Annotated in this window: 16 protein-coding genes and 1 pseudogene; 8 read left to right on the top strand and 9 right to left on the bottom strand. The window is 54.2% G+C overall.

The window, feature by feature from the left end; all coding sequences use genetic code 11:
• Positions 1 to 40 precede the first annotated feature (40 nt).
• Positions 41 to 1,084 (top strand): L,D-transpeptidase family protein, encoded by a 1,044-nt coding sequence (locus K7H08_RS09440; RefSeq protein ID WP_035539261.1) that lies wholly within the window; start codon positions 41 to 43, stop codon positions 1,082 to 1,084.
• A 126-nt stretch (positions 1,085 to 1,210) separates the two neighbouring features.
• Here K7H08_RS09440 and K7H08_RS09435 read toward each other — a convergent pair whose 3' ends face one another.
• Genes K7H08_RS09435 through K7H08_RS09415 form a run of 5 tightly spaced genes read right to left on the bottom strand, consistent with a single transcriptional unit; the run spans position 1,211 to position 7,217 of the window.
• Positions 1,211 to 2,638 (bottom strand): hypothetical protein, encoded by a 1,428-nt coding sequence (locus tag K7H08_RS09435; protein ID WP_231657765.1) that lies wholly within the window; start codon positions 2,636 to 2,638, stop codon positions 1,211 to 1,213.
• On the bottom strand, positions 2,635 to 3,723 hold the full coding sequence (locus K7H08_RS09430) for a TniQ family protein (RefSeq protein ID WP_120386063.1): 1,089 nt from the start codon (positions 3,721 to 3,723) through the stop codon (positions 2,635 to 2,637). Before K7H08_RS09430 ends, K7H08_RS09435 begins: the two co-directional genes overlap by 4 nt.
• Positions 3,723 to 4,607 (bottom strand): TniB family NTP-binding protein, encoded by an 885-nt coding sequence (locus K7H08_RS09425; RefSeq protein ID WP_027957960.1) that lies wholly within the window; start codon positions 4,605 to 4,607, stop codon positions 3,723 to 3,725. The genes K7H08_RS09430 and K7H08_RS09425 overlap by 1 nt, the downstream gene beginning before the upstream one ends.
• Positions 4,604 to 6,532 (bottom strand): Mu transposase C-terminal domain-containing protein, encoded by a 1,929-nt coding sequence (locus K7H08_RS09420; protein ID WP_231657764.1) that lies wholly within the window; start codon positions 6,530 to 6,532, stop codon positions 4,604 to 4,606. Before K7H08_RS09420 ends, K7H08_RS09425 begins: the two co-directional genes overlap by 4 nt.
• Complete coding sequence (locus tag K7H08_RS09415) at positions 6,525 to 7,217, bottom strand: TnsA endonuclease N-terminal domain-containing protein (RefSeq protein ID WP_231657763.1); 693 nt, start codon at positions 7,215 to 7,217, stop codon at positions 6,525 to 6,527. Before K7H08_RS09415 ends, K7H08_RS09420 begins: the two co-directional genes overlap by 8 nt.
• A gap of 123 nt (positions 7,218 to 7,340) precedes the next feature.
• Between K7H08_RS09415 and K7H08_RS09410 the strand changes: the two are divergent.
• Positions 7,341 to 8,012: pseudogene (locus tag K7H08_RS09410) on the top strand (ATP-binding protein); the annotation flags it as partial.
• Here K7H08_RS09410 and K7H08_RS09405 read toward each other — a convergent pair.
• On the bottom strand, positions 8,009 to 8,590 hold the full coding sequence (locus tag K7H08_RS09405; protein ID WP_198348776.1) for an NADPH-dependent FMN reductase: 582 nt from the start codon (positions 8,588 to 8,590) through the stop codon (positions 8,009 to 8,011). The pseudogene K7H08_RS09410 and the gene K7H08_RS09405 overlap by 4 nt on opposite strands.
• A 220-nt stretch (positions 8,591 to 8,810) precedes the next feature.
• Between K7H08_RS09405 and K7H08_RS09400 the strand changes: the two genes are divergently transcribed.
• The gene (locus K7H08_RS09400; protein ID WP_231657762.1) at positions 8,811 to 10,121 is read left to right on the top strand and encodes an esterase-like activity of phytase family protein; all 1,311 of its coding nucleotides are present in this window, start codon (positions 8,811 to 8,813) and stop codon (positions 10,119 to 10,121) included.
• Between the two features lie 88 nt (positions 10,122 to 10,209).
• Here K7H08_RS09400 and K7H08_RS09395 read toward each other — a convergent pair whose 3' ends face one another.
• Positions 10,210 to 11,190, bottom strand: coding sequence for an alpha/beta hydrolase (locus K7H08_RS09395; RefSeq protein WP_038479511.1), 981 nt, complete (start codon positions 11,188 to 11,190; stop codon positions 10,210 to 10,212).
• A 206-nt stretch (positions 11,191 to 11,396) separates the two neighbouring features.
• Here K7H08_RS09395 and K7H08_RS09390 point away from each other — a divergent pair, with 206 nt between their 5' ends.
• Both K7H08_RS09390 and K7H08_RS09385 read left to right on the top strand, forming a co-directional pair.
• Positions 11,397 to 13,571 carry a malate synthase G gene (locus K7H08_RS09390; RefSeq protein WP_231657761.1) on the top strand — a complete coding sequence of 725 codons (2,175 nt, stop codon included), beginning with the start codon at positions 11,397 to 11,399 and terminating at the stop codon, positions 13,569 to 13,571.
• A gap of 67 nt (positions 13,572 to 13,638) precedes the next feature.
• On the top strand, positions 13,639 to 14,061 hold the full coding sequence (locus K7H08_RS09385; protein ID WP_231657760.1) for a PaaI family thioesterase: 423 nt from the start codon (positions 13,639 to 13,641) through the stop codon (positions 14,059 to 14,061).
• A gap of 8 nt (positions 14,062 to 14,069) precedes the next feature.
• Here the strand turns inward: K7H08_RS09385 and K7H08_RS09380 are convergent, their stop codons facing one another.
• Positions 14,070 to 14,447 (bottom strand): DUF423 domain-containing protein, encoded by a 378-nt coding sequence (locus tag K7H08_RS09380; RefSeq protein WP_231657759.1) that lies wholly within the window; start codon positions 14,445 to 14,447, stop codon positions 14,070 to 14,072.
• A 164-nt stretch (positions 14,448 to 14,611) separates the two neighbouring features.
• Between K7H08_RS09380 and thiS the strand changes: the two genes are divergently transcribed.
• From thiS to trmB, 3 genes are read left to right on the top strand one after another with little or no spacing between them, the layout of a single operon-like run.
• Positions 14,612 to 14,833, top strand: a complete 222-nt coding sequence (gene thiS / locus K7H08_RS09375) for a sulfur carrier protein ThiS (protein ID WP_009723207.1) — start codon at positions 14,612 to 14,614, stop codon at positions 14,831 to 14,833.
• Between the two features lie 39 nt (positions 14,834 to 14,872).
• Positions 14,873 to 15,667: a thiazole synthase gene (locus tag K7H08_RS09370; protein WP_231657758.1), complete on the top strand. Its 795-nt coding sequence runs from the start codon at positions 14,873 to 14,875 to the stop codon at positions 15,665 to 15,667.
• Between the two features lie 12 nt (positions 15,668 to 15,679).
• Positions 15,680 to 16,453: a tRNA (guanosine(46)-N7)-methyltransferase TrmB gene (gene trmB / locus K7H08_RS09365; RefSeq protein WP_231657757.1), complete on the top strand. Its 774-nt coding sequence runs from the start codon at positions 15,680 to 15,682 to the stop codon at positions 16,451 to 16,453.
• A 30-nt stretch (positions 16,454 to 16,483) separates the two neighbouring features.
• Here trmB and K7H08_RS09360 read toward each other — a convergent pair whose 3' ends face one another.
• Entirely contained in the window at positions 16,484 to 17,485 is a 1,002-nt protein-coding gene (locus K7H08_RS09360; RefSeq protein ID WP_231657756.1) for a 2-hydroxyacid dehydrogenase, read from the bottom strand.
• Positions 17,486 to 18,129 lie beyond the last annotated feature (644 nt).

Genomic DNA, 18,129 nt, shown 5'->3' with positions numbered 1-18,129 from the left:
AAAGAACGCAGCAATACTTAAGAGATTCCTCCCATGGCCAATGCAGATCGGCTTCATCGTGAGTGTGATGGTTTCGTTTCTGGCATGGCTCCCTGTCGCCATGGCGGCACAACCTTCCACTGCCCAGGAGACGGAATGGCCCAAAGGGCATTACCCGCTACCAGAGGAAGGTAATATTATCGGAGAGGCTGACACCTTTATCGTAAAGGATTACGACGATACCTTGATAGATATTGCCAGGCGTCACAACCTTGGCTATTTGGAGATGATCCGTGCAAACCCAGAGGTTAGCATCTGGGTTCCAGGGGTGGGCACGGAAGTGACTATTCCGGGACGTTTTATTCTGCCGAATGTGGAGCGTACTGGGATCGTCATCAATATCGCCGAGCTGCGGCTTTACTACTACCCAGATGTCAAAAACGGTGAGACACCGCGTGTTGAGACCTATCCTATTGGCATTGGTCGCGAAGGGTTTGATACTCCTCTAGGCGTGACCGAGACCACCATGAACATTAAAAACCCCGCGTGGTACCCGCCTGAGTCGGTAAAACGCGAAGCGGAAGCACGCGGTGAAACCGCGCCCAGCGTTGTGCCACCCGGCCCCGATAACCCGCTAGGAGACCATGCCATCATCCTAGGCTTCGATGGCTATTTGATTCACGGCACCAACCAGCCCGATGGCATTGGCATGCGCGCAAGCCGAGGTTGTATCCGCATGTTACCCAAAGACATCGAATCTATATTTGACCGCATTCCACCCGGCACCCAAGTCAACATCATCAATCAGCCGATCAAGATAGGTTGGGAAGGCGGTCAGCCGCTGATTCAAGCCTTTCCGCCGCTTGGAGAAGAAGAGCACAGTATGACCGCACTCACAGAGACCATGACACGCCTTAACCAATACAATGTCGATAACGTAAACCTCGATTACGAGCAGCTCAGCGATGTCCTGTCACTCTCTAACGGGCTTATAACCCCACTACATCCAAAGCAGGAACAGGAGCCACAGCGCCACAGCCCAGAAGAGAAGGCTATCAAGGGCATTTATGAAGACCTGGTTTTGACGTCATCTCAACGGTCATGACACGCCTTTTGGCACCCCGTTGAGCCCTGGCATATAGGTAGAGAGCCATAGCCCCGTCCAAACGGCGGGGCGACATTCGCCTACAGAGTCGCGGGGCCCTCCAAGTGACTGCGCGCTATCAGTGTCTTAGCACTCAATATCCAGAGGCAGCCAGTAGGTAACGCCACCCACTACCACCTGTATCCCGTCTGTCGTCCGCTCTACGGTCTGTTGTCGAAGCATTTTCTGCGTTAATTTTGTGTCATGGAAATACTCCATGGCAGCAACGATCCATGCCTCCCTCCAGGCCTCTCCTTGATCAGCACACCGGGCCATCGTCATCAGGGTGCGGGCTAGTGTTTCTTTTCGCCGCTTTCTTGCCCGTTTTACATCCACCCGAGGAGCCAACGTGGTGGCATGTTGGCGATTTAAGAAATTAGTAAACCCCGTGACCGAGGCTGCTTGTCCGGGCACCGCCTGCAAATAGTTGTCCACATCGCCCTGTTGAGGCAGGCGCTGCCCCTCCCGGTCAGTAGCGAGTAGCAATGCGGCTGCCGCTCTTAGTGCAAGTCGTGCGGAGGTGTGGGACGTTTTGCCCGCCTCTATACGGGTTTCCAATTGCTGCCAATAAGCATGCAGCGCTTTTTCTGATAAAGAAGCGGACGGCATAGACCTGAGACACGCTTTGATACGTCGTTTCTCTGAGTCGATCTTCTTTGCTTGGTGATCCGGCTCTACCCCTTGCTCTTCATGCAGCCATCGCATAGGAAGTCTTACACGCCGCAACCCCTCCGCACCGAAGTGATGAAGCAGCTCCGAATAGCTCGGTATCCGTGACCATGCCTGGTCGATCTCAAGGAAGAACGAGAAGAAATGATTGATCTTGAGGGCAGCCTTATGCGGCCCTGTGGTACGAATCAGCCATTCACCAAATTCCCCAAAGGCCTCACGTAACGCTTTGGTGGTGATACCGGCTTGGCCAATGATGATCCGCTTACGACATGTGCGCGTCCAATAGCAGGGCTCACAGGCATCGCCTCGACCCGCTGGCATGGGATTACCACACAATGGACAGGCAATTTCCCCTTGCTCATTACAGGCTTTGCACAATGCGTCACCGCTGGATGTCATGACCAATAAGCGATGTCGACGACATGCAGAACAGGTACCGTGGTCTGCTGTCGAACAGCGTGGACATAAGCGATGATCATGCCCCATACGCGCCACTCGGGTAAGACGTTGAGATGCTTTCCCACACGCCTCGCAGGGCTCTGGTTCTTTGAAATAGGGAGCGCAGGCGATACAGACAGGGCCGTAGGGAGTGACCTTGCCGATGTTGTAGTCTGAACGGGCTTTTCCACATCGTGCACACGGTTTGTCGACGTTGCACTGACGACAGACGGCGTCTGGGTCATTCTTAGGCAGACGGGCTAACTCACCACATCGTGGGCACATTCGCCGCTTAAACACACGAGCATAGCAAGTTGAACAGTAACCATGCCCTTTATGGCGTCGCCACAATTTGGAGACTTCTCGACCACACTCATCGCAGTCGACCGTTTTGTGTTGCTTCAAGAGGTTGGCTCCGCTTTCATTCTCCGTTTTAAGCGCGCCCATGAGGCTCTCACTGCGCGTTCCGACATGGGGCGATGAGCCGGTAGAGCACGGCGGCGATGCGGCCCATGGGGGTGATGAGATAACCGCGATAACAACGGCAACAACATAACGGGGGGTGACTTTCGGGGATCATGAAGCGCGCTCGTTTTGACATTACAAGCGACCAGAGCGCTAAACGTTTCTTCAACGCCTATGCTGAGCAAACGCTCCACCGCCGCTAATAAAGCACAACGCTCGTTGACAGGCAGCAGCTCAAACGCCAACCCAGACACAGGCATTTGGCTATCCGTCATCGAAATGCCCAATGTTAGAAGCGCATCTGCGAGGGGTGACGCAGGCCGCCGACTTGCACGCCGAACAACGCCAACAAAGAAGGTCACCATAGAAAACCAATCGGCGGGTGCGATAGGGGCCTCCCTAAACGTCACGTTGCTTCTTGTTAAAGCACGATCAGCCATCACTTGGAAACTGAACGCTTCTGGTAAAGGCGACGTGCATACCGCCTTTCTAAAATCGTTATAACACCGGCTGCACTGAGCTAAATGTTGATCTTCTGCTGACAGGCGATGAGGCTCTATAGGGGCCTTGCATACCGGGCACTCATCTATCAGTTGCACCCCATGAAAGCGGCACCCAGTGTGCCAAGCGAATCGCCAGTGTCGGCGCAAGTAGGGGGCTGAGTCCTCTGCCAAACACAATGCACAAATCTGTTGTCCTCCATGGCGAGTTCGATTTCGGCTGCCGAGTGCCAACAACCAGGGCCAAGTCCGCGTTTCCAGTAATGAGTAACCGGCCACTTTCTCACAATCGTCCCGCATCCCAGCTTTCTGAAACTCAGCGGACGATATCCCCGATGCATTGACTAATGGGCGCATTCTTACGAGGGGAATTTCCCTATCAATATCCCTTGTCCATATACGCCATGTTGGCCAGATAGCCCCAGTGAGCGACAAGGGATCACACCCCTGTCTCAACGCCGCCCGTACCAGCCATGAAGAAAGCGACTCTTCAGGCAACAGAGGCACACTCAGCGCCCAGGGCATTACAGCATCACTTCCCTAATGCCACGGGTAGGTCGCACCCATGATTTACTCTGAATAATTTTCTCATCGATGCGCTCAGCCCCGGACAAAATAGCGGCATTGGCACACTCAATCAGCAGCCGGTGCAGGTCGCCAAAATTGCCGCCAGAGATCGCGTGGAGCTGGGTCGCCAATTGGGGCTCATGCAGTTGGGAAGGATGTTTGAGCGGTAATATCTTCTCAAAGCCAGCGAGCAGCTTCTGAAACTCCTGATTGAGCTCCCACTTTGGTAACGCGACCACATCAAAGCGACTCGCATGCTGTGGGTCTGAATGCAGCACACGCACAGCGTCTTGCGTCCCCACACCAACGATGGGAATCATTAGCTCATTGCATAAAAGCTTAATGGCATTCATCGTTTCGCGCTGCTTAACAGCACCACCGGTTAACAGAGAGTGAAACTCATCGATGATCAACAAGCGGGTATGGCAAGCACGCAGTTGATGAATCACCTGGTAGCGCAGCTTGGGAACAGGATCTGTAGGCCGGTAGGGAGCCCAGAAACTCTCTAGCACTGCGATATACAGACTTTTCTCATCGGCACTCGGGGGAGCCTGAGTGACAACAACAGGCTTCACGGGCTCTACGTCTTCATTCACGTAGCCTTCACCGTACTGCTTACGAAACCGTTGAACGATGGTTGTCTTTCCGTTGTTGGAGTCACCCACGAGCAAGAGGTTAGGCATACGAGGACGACTGGGCTTCTCCATCAACCCACGCATGACCTCAATGACACGATTGGCCAATGGATAGCCCAACCAGCGCGGTTGATCCATAAACTCCATTCGCTCTTTAGCGGACAGCCCCAAGACGTGACGAAGATCAGGATGAAGGTGTGTGCTCATGCTATGTCCCAGTTCACATCGATATCACCCGTTAAAAGACCGTCCCCTTGAGCGGGTGTCTCTTTAGGGGCCGCAGTTGAGGGCGCATGTAAAAGGGGATCTGCAGGCGTCACCTTCTTCTCATGCTCTTTACGTCGTTGTGCCTGACGGCGACTTCGCTTAGTACGTGCTTGCGACTCCTCCACATGGGTTCGCAGCTCACTAATAGCGCGTAGAATTTCAGTCTCATTGACCGAGTTTCTTCCTTCCTGCCGAAGGCGCGCTTTAGCTTGGGCATACTCCCAAACACTCATCGAGGGGAGGGCAAGATTGGCAAAGGGCACGCGAAAATAGTGCCCGAGCTCCGGGTCTTTGAACCAAATGACACTAATGTCGCGAGGGTCGCGCCGGAAAACAAAGGTGCGTTTCTTGTCTGGCATGTCTGGATCTTTGGCATTGATCCAAGGTCTTAGCGCTTCATCGTAATAGTTTATGCCATCGATGGTCACACCAAAGGTCTGGATCGTACGCTGAAAGCTGGGCAAAAAATCGAGCAATACAGAGAGCCTGTCAGCAGGCCTCGGCGCTAATCCCACTCCCTGCACATCCGCATTGCCAAACACACCAATTTCCCACTTCTTCATCGGCGACATACCAATCCCAGAATGAAGGCGCTGGTGGTAAACCTTGCAAATCAACGTCACCAGCCACTCTTCAAACTCGCTTTTCGTCATGGCCGCGTGCTTCTCTGGATCGTACCCCTCTTTCTCTTTAATGGAGGAGAAAGTCGTCCCAGGCAGGTTATGAATTTCTTTGAGAAGAGACCCCAGCACCCGCTCAATGTGGCCACCGTAACGAGGCTGCTTAACAGGCCGAAACTCAAGGTTGATCCCATAGGCTAGGCATGAGCGCCTAAACGTCTCAGAGCGAAAATCTGGGCCGTTATCGACATGAATCGTGGCGGGTGTGCCCCATACCGGCCACTCAGCCTCCACATTATGCAGTAGCAACCACTCATCTTTAGGAAGCATGGAGTGCGCCACACACATGCCGACAGATGTTTCAGAGGGCGGGTCAAACGATAAGTAATACCCCGTGACCATGCGAGTACACACGTCCATGGCCAGCGTAATCCATGGACGGCCAATCGGTTTGCGATATACGTCATCGACCAAAATAATATCGGCAGGCGTGTGGTCAATCTGCATGACGGCTAACGGATAGTCCGCATTGGGAAATTTTCCGGCCGCCGGCTGAAACTTATTAATCGCTTTTTCTCTAAAGCCATGCCCACGCAATCGGTCGCGCTCTGGGATGTCGCGCAGACGAGCACGAACGGTACCAGGGCTCGGCGGGTCGATGCGCCGCTCATGGCAGCGCCGCATGACTTCCTGTACCGCTTTTTGTGCGGACGGACGCTGCAGCGTCAAATACACCTCTTTGATGACTTCCTGAATCACCGCCTCGGCATGCGCGGGGATACGCGACTTTCCTTTCTTCCACCCTGGCTTTTGAGGAATTAATGCAAGCACCGAGCCCGTCGCTTTATACCGCTTCAACCAACGGTAGATCGTAGCCGTATCAACCCCCGTTTGTTTAGCACGCTCCTCCGCTGCATCCCGCCCCACCGTATGGCGATCCACCAAGGGCTTAATGATGGAAAAGCGATGCTCGGCCTCCCGCCAATCGGCATCCCCAATCTCGGACATATCCTGCTCAGGGGATACGGACCCGCTATTGAGAGGCGCTAGTTCTTTGATGCGAAGCGGGCAACTACGCCCGGACTCAACGGCAATGCCAATGACTGTCTCAAAATCGAGCACCTGGGAAATTCGGTAAACGGTGCCATCTTTCTGAACCTGCTCACCCACCATAATCTGCAAGTGTTGGCGTGTTTGGGCGACGCCGTTATTGGGTTCAGTTGCGCTGCCACGATGGTTATTCATAATCGGGTACCCATACCTCTGATAGAGGACTGAAGGATTGGGCCATATCGCAATCTAACTGCCGAGTCGCCAGTAGATGCCATAAATGCGCAATCCCCTCTGCCCGGTAAATATCGCCCATAAAGTACCGAGAAAGCAGGTAATCCAAGGTCGCCACCCCCATTTCCCTCACCGTGTTGAGGACTGCCTGGCTTTCGACAGAGGGAAACACCATCCGCTTATAGCGCGCTAGGAAGGTAATGTTGTCCAAGGTCTTATCACGAATGCGGCTTTCATCATGAATGCGAAACGCCCAGCCCTCGTTGTTGGCATGCCGCATCGCCGCCTTCCATTTAGGCGACCATTCACGCCAATGTGCTTGCCACTTTTCCCGTGGTTTGACCTCCACCAGGAGAGGTTTTGGGTAATCCCTGTAATGACGGTTACCGAGACGGTAATAAACCAAATAGTCAGGTGTGTAGGTGTAGCGCCTACCGGTCACGGGATGATGAAACGGGATCTCGCACGGCTGGGAAATCACACCAAGGACGCTCACATCAAAGTCAGCCTTGATGAGGAAATCACGTTCGAGCGTCGACTCGAACGCAATAGACTCCTCCCCGCGAAAGGCATAGTAGCCAGACACACTTCGTCGGGTAGGGCCGATTTTACGAACGGATGTAGGCAGTGGCATGGGTAGTCGCACCAAATGTTGAATAAAACAAGGCCTGTCGCATCAATTGCTATTAATTCTGTCGCACTCAATCCTGTACAGACTACCATAATAGCCCGATATTACGCCCTGAGGGTCGCATCAATTGCTGAAAATGACAGTGGGGGCTCAAAGCCCAAACCTGGGGAAATCTCGCTTGCTCACCACGGCGTGCTGTTTTTAGACGAGCTGCCGGAGTTTTCCCGCAACGTCTTAGAAGTGTTAAGGCAGCCACTGGAAACGGGGGAAATTCACCTCTCACGCGCCAGTCATGAACGCCGTTATCCGGCACAGTTTCAGCTCGTTGCCGCTATGAACCCCTGCCCCTGCGGCCACCTGGGCGATCCGCGTCAGCGCTGCCAGTGCAGCGCCAGCCAGATTCAGCGCTATCAGGCACGCCTTTCTGGCCCGCTGCTAGACCGCATTGACCTGCAAGTGGAAGTGCCCGCCCTGCCGCCCGAGCAACTCACCGCCCAAACCCAAGGCGAACCTTCCAGCGCCGTGCGCGAGCGAGTGATGGCCGCCCGAGAGCGCCAAATGGCGCGAGGCGCACTCAATAGCCAGCTAAGCGGCAAAGCCTTAGAAGCCGCCTGCGCGCTTAACGATGAAGAGCGCGCCTGGTTGGCAGGCGTGCTGGAAAAACTCAAACTCTCTGCCCGCGCTTACCACCGCGTCCTGCGGGTCGCGCTTACCCTGGCCGACTTACAAGGCGAACCCAAGCCCACCCAGCCTCACTTTATCGAGGCTATCGGCTACCGGCAGTTGGATAGGCTGTTGAAAGGTGCCTAGCGATGGTCATTGGCCATTACATCGACAAGCCGTTGGCATAAGGCGTCGAGCTTTCCACCCGTTGCCTCATCCTTTAGCGCGCCTGACTCGTTAAACGCACTGCCTGCCTTCGGCAATGATAGTGGCTGCGGCAGTACGACCAACCCCAGATTAGCCAACAACTGCTGTCCAAGGGGCAGTGCTCGAATACCGCCCAGCCCACCAGGGGAAGCCGCCACCAGCGCTGCCCACTTACCGGCGAATAATCCAAGCCCTGGCGTATCGTTGTAAGGCCTGGAGAGCCAATCTAACGTGTTTTTCAGCAACGGCGTAATAAAACCGTTGTACTCCGGCGAGGCGATCAATAGCGCTTGGTGATCGGCCAGTATTTCGCGCAGCTTCAGTACATTATCAGGCATGCCTTGGACTTCAATGTCCTCATCGAACAGCGGGAAAGGGTAGTCTTTTAAATCGATAAAGGTTGCCTTTCCACCCAAAACCTCAATGCGCTTGGCAGCAAGCTTCGCGAGCTGTTTATTAAGCGAACCTTCACGGGCACTGCCCGCTAATACGAGAACTTTTGCTACTGATGACGCCATTACCATTTCCTCTTTTTTATAAGAACGTATCTTAAAGTCCCACCATTTAATATTTGTGTCTTTTGAGCAAGGCGTATTTTACGACTCAGGGCCAAACGCGACGTGAAACCCTGCTGCCATTAAAACGTCTGCACCTTGTCATTCAACTATCACTATTACGGGTGAAAATTAGCAAAAGCTGAAGCTGCTCTACTTTCTCTTCCTAAATGGTGAAACCGTGATGACCAAGCCGTTACTAGCGACCGCCCTATTCGCCTTTGTATTTACCAGTGCGGCACACGCCCAGCAGGATTTTAGCGCCACATTGTCCGGCCATGCCCAGCTACCCGGCAGCACCTTTGTGGCGGCTCCTTCCGGCGCTGCTGAGCACTACAACGTTTCAGGCCGTTTTACTGGCCCAGAGGGCCGTGCTGAGCAGTTGTATACCAACATTCAAGCCACCGGCTTAGCGCTACCTTTCCCCAGCCAGCCATTGCAGGGGTTTTCAGGTATTCGCTCGCTAGGCGATGACCGTTTCTTGGTATTAACCGATAATGGCTTTGGCTCTAAAGCCAACTCCTCTGACGTCATTCTGATGTTTAACATCATAAAGACTGACTGGGACACCGGGCGTGTCATCGTCGAGGAGACTGTTCAACTATCGGACCCAAACCGTAAAGTGCCCTTCCCGATTATGAATGAAGCCACTCCTGGTCGCTTTTTAACCGGCGCTGATTTCGATATTGAGTCGATACAGCCGGTGGGCGATAGCTACTGGATTGGCGATGAGTTTGGCCCCTGGATTATCCAGGTCGATAATCAGGGTGAAGTGCTGCAAGTGTTGGCCACAGACCCCGACGGCACTCTGATGCGCTCACCTGACAATGCCTTTGCCCTTACCCCGAACCCTGGCGCGTCTCTCGCTGATGAGGTGGTGGTGTTTCGCTCCGGCGGCTATGAAGGCATGGCGCTTTCCGAAGATCAAACAACGCTCTATCCCTTGCTGGAAAAACCGATCTGGGACAGCAACGCCAACGCCCCGGAAACCATTGATGGCACTCCCGTATTAAGAATGTTCGAGCTCGACACTGAAACCGGAGAGTGGGGCGACACAACCCGCTACTATCCCTTGGAATCAGCGGATCATGCTATTGGCGATTTCAACCTCATTGGCGGAACACGCGGCCTGATTATCGAGCGTGATAGCCGTCAGGGTGACCCGCGAGAAGAGTGGGCAGACAACCCCGCTGAGTTCAAACGTATCTATCTTATCGACCTCGACCGTACAGACGAGCAGGGAGTGCTTGAGAAAATCGCCTATATAGACCTGATGAACATCCAGGATCCAGATGGCATCGCACCCCGCGGCACGATCAACGGCACCTTTAACTTTCCCTTTGTGACCATTGAGAACGTCGATCGCGTCGATGAGAGCACTATCGTGGTCGCCAATGACAACAACTATCCTTTCTCGATTGGCCGCCAGCAAGGACGCGCTGATGATAATGAGCTGATACTGCTCAATGTGGAGGACTTCCTGAACGCTCAGTAGCGAAACTCAGTAGCGAAATTAAGCACGAGGCAGGGCGCGCTCTGGCGCCCTAGCCTCAAGCTGCCCCCCTGAGCTTTAAACATTTACGTTATTGAACACTCTCAACAACGTTATCTACGAAACTATCAAGAGCTTCAAACAACACTTCACGAATGGGATCGGCCTCGTTAACTAAGTGATGCCGGGCTTCTGGATGGCGGTGGACCTCGGCATTAGGAAATTTCTCCTCCAATACCGCTAAATTCCACTCCCAATCGACGGTAAGGTCTTGCTCACCCTGTAAAATAAGCGTCGGCAGCGGGTTAGGTTCCAACGCTAGTAAACGGGGCATCCAACGTCGCATCGCGGTTATCCAGGCGACGCTTAACCGTTCAGGTTGCAGCGGGTCTTGGTCACGTAGGAACGCCGTAAACTGCTCATCAGTGGAATTGGGGCGATACTTACGTGGTAGCTCCTTTAGAAAAGGGCTGGCAATCAAGTGCAGCCAGCTAGACTGACTCCAGCGCCAGGGGCGTACCAATGGCGCTAGCAGCACAATACCGGCCCAGCCTGCCGTTTCACGACGGGTGAGCGCATCGGTCGCCAAGATGGCCGCCCCCGTACTCTGCCCAACACCTAGCCACGGCGTAGGGGCCATGCCCTGGGTTTGCAATGTCGTCTGTAAATGCGCAAGGCAGTGCTGATAGTCGTCAAAATCGTCAATATCAGCGCGTGGGCCGCTGGAAAGACCGTGACCAGGAAGGTCCCACAACACCACTCGCCACCCTTTGGCCAGCAGGCAGCCGAGCAAATGGCGGTAAAGGCCTAAATGGTCAAAGTAACCATGAATCACAAACGCGGTGCCAGTGGGAACAGGCGGGCTCCATACTTGGCACCACAGAGCAAAGCGTCCAGTATCAATAAATCCCGCGTGCACTTCGCTGGTGTCGTTTAATAGCGTTTCTAAACCGTAGTGGCGAAAATAGTCATGCACAGCGTCCGTTAGCGTGTCGCCCGGCCGAAGCTGGGAGAGCGATGACTCGCCTGCTGCTTGCCTAAACAAGCCTTCCAGGTGTTGGAAATTATGCATTAACGTCTCTCCGTGAACGCCACCTATCCATTGGCTGAATGACAGCGGAGACCACTGTCGCTCTCATCATTTGGTCGAGCATTTTGCTGCTTTACGGCATCGGCTGTTTACATGCCCGCGCAGTTGTGGAAGTATTTTCCATAAATATATATTTACCCTGACCGTGGCACGATAATATCCCACGGGCACCTTTACAGGAGAACCCCATGAGCGAGCGTATCACGCGTCACCGTTTACAGGTGTCAGCAGACCTGGACCGTTTCATCAATGAGCAGGCTTTACCGGGCACTGGTGTTGACGAAAACACCTTTTGGGCTGGCGTTGACGCCCTGTTCCATGATTTGACACCGAAAAATCGCCAACTGCTTGAAGAGCGCGACACGCTCCAAGAAAAACTGGATGCCTGGCACCGTGAAAATCCGGGCCCGGTTAGCGATATGCAGGCTTACCGCAGCTTCTTAAAAGACGCTGGTTACCTAGTGGATGCGCCGAATAGCGTTAAAACCACCACGGCCAATGTAGATCGTGAAGTGGCTGTTCAAGCAGGCCCGCAGTTGGTGGTGCCTGTGAGCAATGCCCGCTATGCATTAAACGCCGCTAATGCTCGCTGGGGTAGTTTGTACGATGCCCTATACGGCACCGATGCGATTTCAGAAGAAGATGGCGCTGAAAAAGGCACCAGTTTCAACCCGAAACGTGGCCAAAAAGTTATCGCTTATGCCCGTGGTGTGCTTGATCGTGCTGCCCCACTGGCCACTGGCTCTCACCGCGATGCGGTGAAATACGCTATTCGTGATGGCCACTTGGTCGTTAGTCTGGAAGGCGGTCGTGAAACCGGCCTAAAAGATTCCGGCAAGCTGATCGGCTTTAACGGCGATGCATCCGCGCCTGAAGCTATCCTGCTTACTAACAACGGCCTGCATCTGGAAATCCAGATCGACGACAGCCACCCGATCGGTAAAACCGACCCCGCTCACGTGAAAGACGTGGTGGTGGAAGCGGCACTGACCGCGATTATGGATTGTGAAGACTCCGTTGCTGCTGTCGACTCTGAAGATAAAGTCGGTGTTTACAGCAACTGGCTTGGCCTGATGAAGGGCGACCTGGAAGAGAGCATCGACAAAGGCGGCAAAACCTTCAAGCGGACGCTGCACGCCGATCGTACTTGGCAAACCACTGATGGCAGCACCGTTACACTGCCGGGTCGTTCGCTGATGTTCGTGCGCAACGTTGGCCACCTGATGACCACGCCTGCCGTCCTGGACGAAAATGGCAACGAACTGCCGGAAGGTATTCTGGACGCGGTAGTGACCTCGCTGCTGTCACTGCACGATCTGAAGAAAGACGCCGATCAGCCACGCAACTCCCGCGCTGGCTCAGTGTATATCGTGAAACCGAAAATGCACGGGCCGAAAGAAGTAGCGTTCGCCAACGAGCTGTTTGGTCGCGTTGAAGACATCTTAGGCATGAGCCGTGACACCCTGAAAATGGGCATCATGGATGAAGAGCGCCGCACCACCGTCAACTTGAAGGCGTGTATTGCTGAAGCGGCTTCTCGTGTTGTGTTCATCAACACCGGTTTCCTTGACCGCACCGGTGACGAAATGCACACCGCCATGGAAGCAGGCCCGATGGTTCGCAAAGGCGATATGAAAAGCGCTGCGTGGATCACCGCCTACGAGAAGAACAACGTGCAGGTAGGCTTAGCGTGTGGCCTGCGTGGTCGTGCTCAAATCGGTAAAGGTATGTGGGCGATGCCGGATCTGATGCATAGCATGCTGGAGCAAAAAATTGGCCACCCGAAAGCGGGTGCTAACACGGCATGGGTGCCTTCTCCAACGGCGGCTACGCTACATGCGCTTCACTACCACCAAGTCAACGTAGCGGACGTACAGCGCGAACTGGAAGCCCAAGGCGAACCCGACTTTTTAGATGACCTGCTCACCGTGCCAGTAGCCGAAAACGCTAACTGGTCGGATGAAGAGATTCAGCAAGAGTTGGATAACAACTGCCAGGGCATTCTGGGCTATGTGGTGCGCTGGGTTGAGCATGGCGTGGGCTGCTCGAAAGTGCCGGACATTCATAACGTTGGCCTAATGGAAGACCGCGCTACGCTGCGTATTTCCAGCCAACATATCGCCAACTGGCTGCACCACGGCATTGTCGATGCGCCGCGAGTGGAAGAAACGCTTAAGCGTATGGCTAAAGTGGTTGATAAGCAGAACGCTAGCGACCCCACCTACACGGCCATGAGCGCCGACTTCGAAGGCTCAACCGCCTTTAAAGCAGCCTCTGACTTGGTGTTCAAAGGCCGCGTACAGCCTTCTGGCTACACCGAACCGCTACTTCACGCGTGGCGTCAGGTGCATAAGGCGAAGTAAACGCGCTTTGCGGTATCATCAGCCTCGAGGCGCATGCCTCGGGGCTTTTTTATAAAGGACAATAATAATGACCGTAATGACTGCCGAGCAGATTGAACACTTTTTAGATGAGGTGTTTCCCCAGCGGATGGGCAGAATTGAAAGCGTTGGTGCGATGAGCGCCACCCTGCGACTAACCATCGGTGAGCAACACCTTCGCCCTGGCCCCAGGGTATCTGGTCCGACCATGATGGGCTTTGCTGATGTGGCGTTGTATGTGGCCATTTTGGCGCAAATAGGCCCCGAAGCCATGGCGGTCACCAGTGACTTGAACTGCCATTTCTTACGCGCCGCTTCCGGCGAGCACGATATTGTTGCTCACGCCAAACTCATCAAGTTAGGCCGCCGTTTAGCGGTAGGCGAAGTGCAGATTTTCTCTGCCAGCGATGACACTAAACCGGTTGCGCATATTACCGCTAGCTATGCGCTGCCAAACAGCCCAACTGGCTAACCACCGCGCTAACGGCTGAGCAGCGCAGTGACGGCTAAGCCTAACCAGCCTGCCATCAGCAGCAAACCACCGATGGGCGTTACAATACCAACGCTAAGCCCTACTAGGGCCATTAGGTAAAGCGAGCCCGAAAATGTGGTGATACCCAACGCCCATAGCGCTAGCACGATGCGCTGCCCTGGCTGAGGGCACTGGCTGCGCCAAGCCAGTACCGCTAACATGGCCAACGTATGCCACGCTTGGTAACGCACGCCAGTTTCAACGATGTCGACCATGGCAGTAGTGGTACGCGATGCCAACCCGTGAGCCGCATAGGCGCCTAGTATCACCATTAATGCTCCTGAGAGTGCGACTAGGCACCACCAGGGTTTGTCTGCTCGCTGCATGCGTTACTCCTGTTTATAAATACTCGTTATAAATACTTGAGATAAGTACTCGACATACGCCCTCGATATTTCACTGAGATGATTAACGTTGTCACATACCTTGAGCGGTGCGAAACCGCTACAATAGACAATGTTTTGCCTCACCGAATGGGACACTTACCGTTATGCCTACTCCTAATGAGTCGATACAACTGACGCTCAATGGCGAATCGCATACGCTGGCAGCTGGCCTTAGCGCCGCTGATCTAATTGAGCAATTAGGCCTGACCGGGCGCCGTATCGCTGTGGAAATTAACGAACAGATCGTGCCCAAAAGCCAGCTTGCTCAAACGCATTTAGCCAATGGCGACCAGATAGAAGTCGTTCACGCCATCGGCGGCGGCTAGCGTAGCCCATCACCGTTTTTGCTTTCAAAAGGAACCGCTATGACGCCACTGACTGATACACCGTTTACCGTTGCTGGACGCGAGTTCAGCTCCCGCCTGCTGGTGGGTACTGGCAAATACAAAGACTTTACCGAGACCGGCGCGGCCATTGCCCAAAGCGGCGCGGAAATTGTCACCTTTGCTGTGCGCCGCACCAACTTGGGTCAGGATGCCGACGCGCCCAACCTTCTCGATGTCGTTTCCCCCCAACGCTACACCTTGCTGCCCAACACCGCGGGCTGCTACAACGCCAAAGACGCTGTGCGCACCTGCCGCTTGGCGCGTGAGCTGCTAGACGGCCACAACTTGGTCAAGCTGGAAGTGCTCGGCGACGATCACACCCTCTATCCCAATGTGGTTGAGACGCTAAAAGCTGCTGAGACACTGTTGGCTGATGGCTTTGACGTCATGGTGTACACCAGTGATGACCCCATTGTGGCACGTGAACTAGAAGCCATGGGCTGCTGCGCCATCATGCCGCTAGGTTCGCTGATTGGCTCGGGGCATGGCATTCAAAACCCGCATAATGTACGCCTGATTGTTGAGCAAAGCAGTGTACCCGTGCTGGTCGATGCGGGCATCGGCACCGCTTCTGACGCCGCCATGGCAATGGAGCTAGGGTGTGACGGCGTGCTACTCAACACCGCGATCGCTCACGCCCGCGACCCGCTGCGTATGGCTAACGCCATGAAGCTTGCCGTAGAAGCTGGCCGCGATGCCTTCTTAGCTGGCCGTATGCCACGCCGCCAGAGCGCCGATCCCTCTTCGCCTTTTGCAGGCCGAATTAACGGCTGATACAGAGACACCATGACCGATACGAACGACACCACGCCTGAAAGCAACAACACTGCTGGCGCTGAGAGCAACACCACAGGCCCTGAAAATGCTGATGCCCCGCTACACCGGCGGGGGATTAAGAGCTACGTGATTCGCGCAGGGCGCATGACCCCAGCGCAAAGCCGCGGTTTAGAAGACGTTTGGCCACGCTTAGGACTGACGATTGCCGATGGGCGTCAGGATCTGGACACCCTGTTTGGCCGCCAAGCACCGCGCGTGGTGGAAATTGGCTTTGGTATGGGCAACTCACTCATCGAGCAAGCCGAACGCCACCCAGATACTGACTTTATCGGTATCGAGGTTCACGCGCCGGGTGTGGGCAAGCTGCTGGATGAGGTAGATAAACGCGGCCTAACTAACCTGCGCGTTTACCGCGAAGATGCCTTAGCGGTGCTGGAGCAGTGTCTGCCTGAAGACTCATTAACCACGCTACAGCTCTTTTTCCCCGATCCATGGCCGAAAAAGAAGCACCACAAGCGACGTATTGTGCAACCTGCGTTTGTTGAGCTGATTCGTACGCGCTTAAAACCTGGTGGCACCTTCCACCTGGCGACCGACTGGGAAGCCTATGCCGAGTGGATGGCCGAGGTCATGGACGCCGCCCCCGGCTACGCGAATACCGCCAGCGCCGACACAGCGCCCTACGTTCCACGCCCAGACTTTCGCCCGCTAACTAAGTTTGAAGCTCGCGGCGAGAAACTTGGCCACGGCGTATGGGATTTGATTTACCGCCGTGACGTTTAAACACAGCGACTAAAGATAGCTCAGCGTCGTTTACGTTCGCTTATCGTAGACGACGCGATGCAGCGTACCGCTACCACTTTCAAAGGCATCAATATTCGCCAGCGTGGTTTCGGCAATATTGGTCAGCGCCTCGGTAGTGAAGAAAGCCTGATGACCGGTAATCAGCACATTGTGAAAGGTCGTCAGGCGCATGAACTGATCATCATCGATCACTTTGTGCGATAGATCCTCGAAAAATAGCTGCTCCTCCTCTTCGTAAACATCTAGCCCTAAGCGGCCAATTTTGCCGCTTTTCAGACCAGCGATCACCGCTTGGGTGTCAACCACTCGCCCACGCCCGGTATTAATCAGCATCACACCCTGCTTCATTTGCGCGATGGCATCGGCATTAATCAGGTGATCAGTATCGGGTGTTAACGGGCAGTGCAGCGAGATAATATCTGCCTGAGAATAGAGCGACGCCAGCGGCACGTACTCCACAAACGGCTCGGCATTCGGGTTTGGAAAAGGATCGCTGGCAACTACTCGGCAGCCAAAGCCATGCATGATATTGGCAAAGATCAAGCCAATCTGCCCAGTGCCAATCACGCCCACGGTTTTGCCATGCAGATCGAACCCCAGCAGTCCGTCTAGGGCAAAGTTGCCCTCGCGCACTCGGTTGTAAGCGCGATAGGTCATGCGGTTCAGGCTTAACACTAAGGCCGCCGCGTGCTCTGCTACAGCATGAGGCGAATAAGCGGGCACCCGCACCACGGTAATTCCCAACCGTTCGGCCGCCGCCAAGTCAACATGGTTAAACCCAGCCGAGCGCAATGCTACCAATCGTATGCCGCTCGTGTGTAGCTGCTCTAAAACGTCCGCATACAGATGGTCATTTACAAAAGCGCATACAACTTCAAACCCTTTCGCGAGAGGCGCCGTATCGACGGTCAAGCGCGCATCAAAAAAGCTTAATTCGTGTCGATTCGAGGCATTAGCACGAGTAAGGAAGGTTTCGTCATAAGGCTTAGCGCTAAAAACGGCAACGCGCATGGCATGTCTCCTGGCTTTGGATAGATGATCAGCATAGGCGATTGGCCTATTGTCTGCCCAAACGTCAGAGGAGGTATTCACCGAGATCAAAGAAAGATGCCGCTATAAAAAAAGAAAGCCGCTCCAAGCGGGAGCGGCAAAAGACCGTGACTAGCAATGAGAGGGAGAAACCATGACAGGAAACTGGCGCTGGTCTTTGAAATAGCGTCGTGGTTGCCAACGCCTCATCAAACGCTGACCATAGCCTACGCATGGCATCTCAAGGAAAATCACAAAAACGTAGAGCATTAAAAAAGAAAGCCGCTCCAAGCGGGAGCGGCAAAAGACCGTGACTAGTAATGAGAGGGAGAAACCATGACAGGAAACTGGCGCTGGTCTTTGAAATAGCGTCGTGGTTGCCAACGCCTCATCAAACGCTGACCATAGCCTACGCATGGCATCTCAAGGAAAATCACAAAAACGTAGAGCATCAAAAAAAGAAAGCCGCTCCAAGCGGGAGCGGCAAAAGACCGTGACTAGCAATGAGAGGGAGAAACCATGACAGGAAACTGGCGGTTTCTGTCGTGGTTGCCAACGTCTCATTAAACGCTGACAATCACAATATAATCATTCTCATTTACCGCGTCAACCTAAATGCGAATACT

The sequence above is a fragment of the Halomonas sp. IOP_6 genome (assembly GCF_021151565.1).
GTDB lineage: Bacteria > Pseudomonadota > Gammaproteobacteria > Pseudomonadales > Halomonadaceae > Vreelandella > Vreelandella alkaliphila.
Note: the sequence above shows the minus strand (reverse complement) of the source record. Positions and strands in the feature narration are given on the sequence as shown.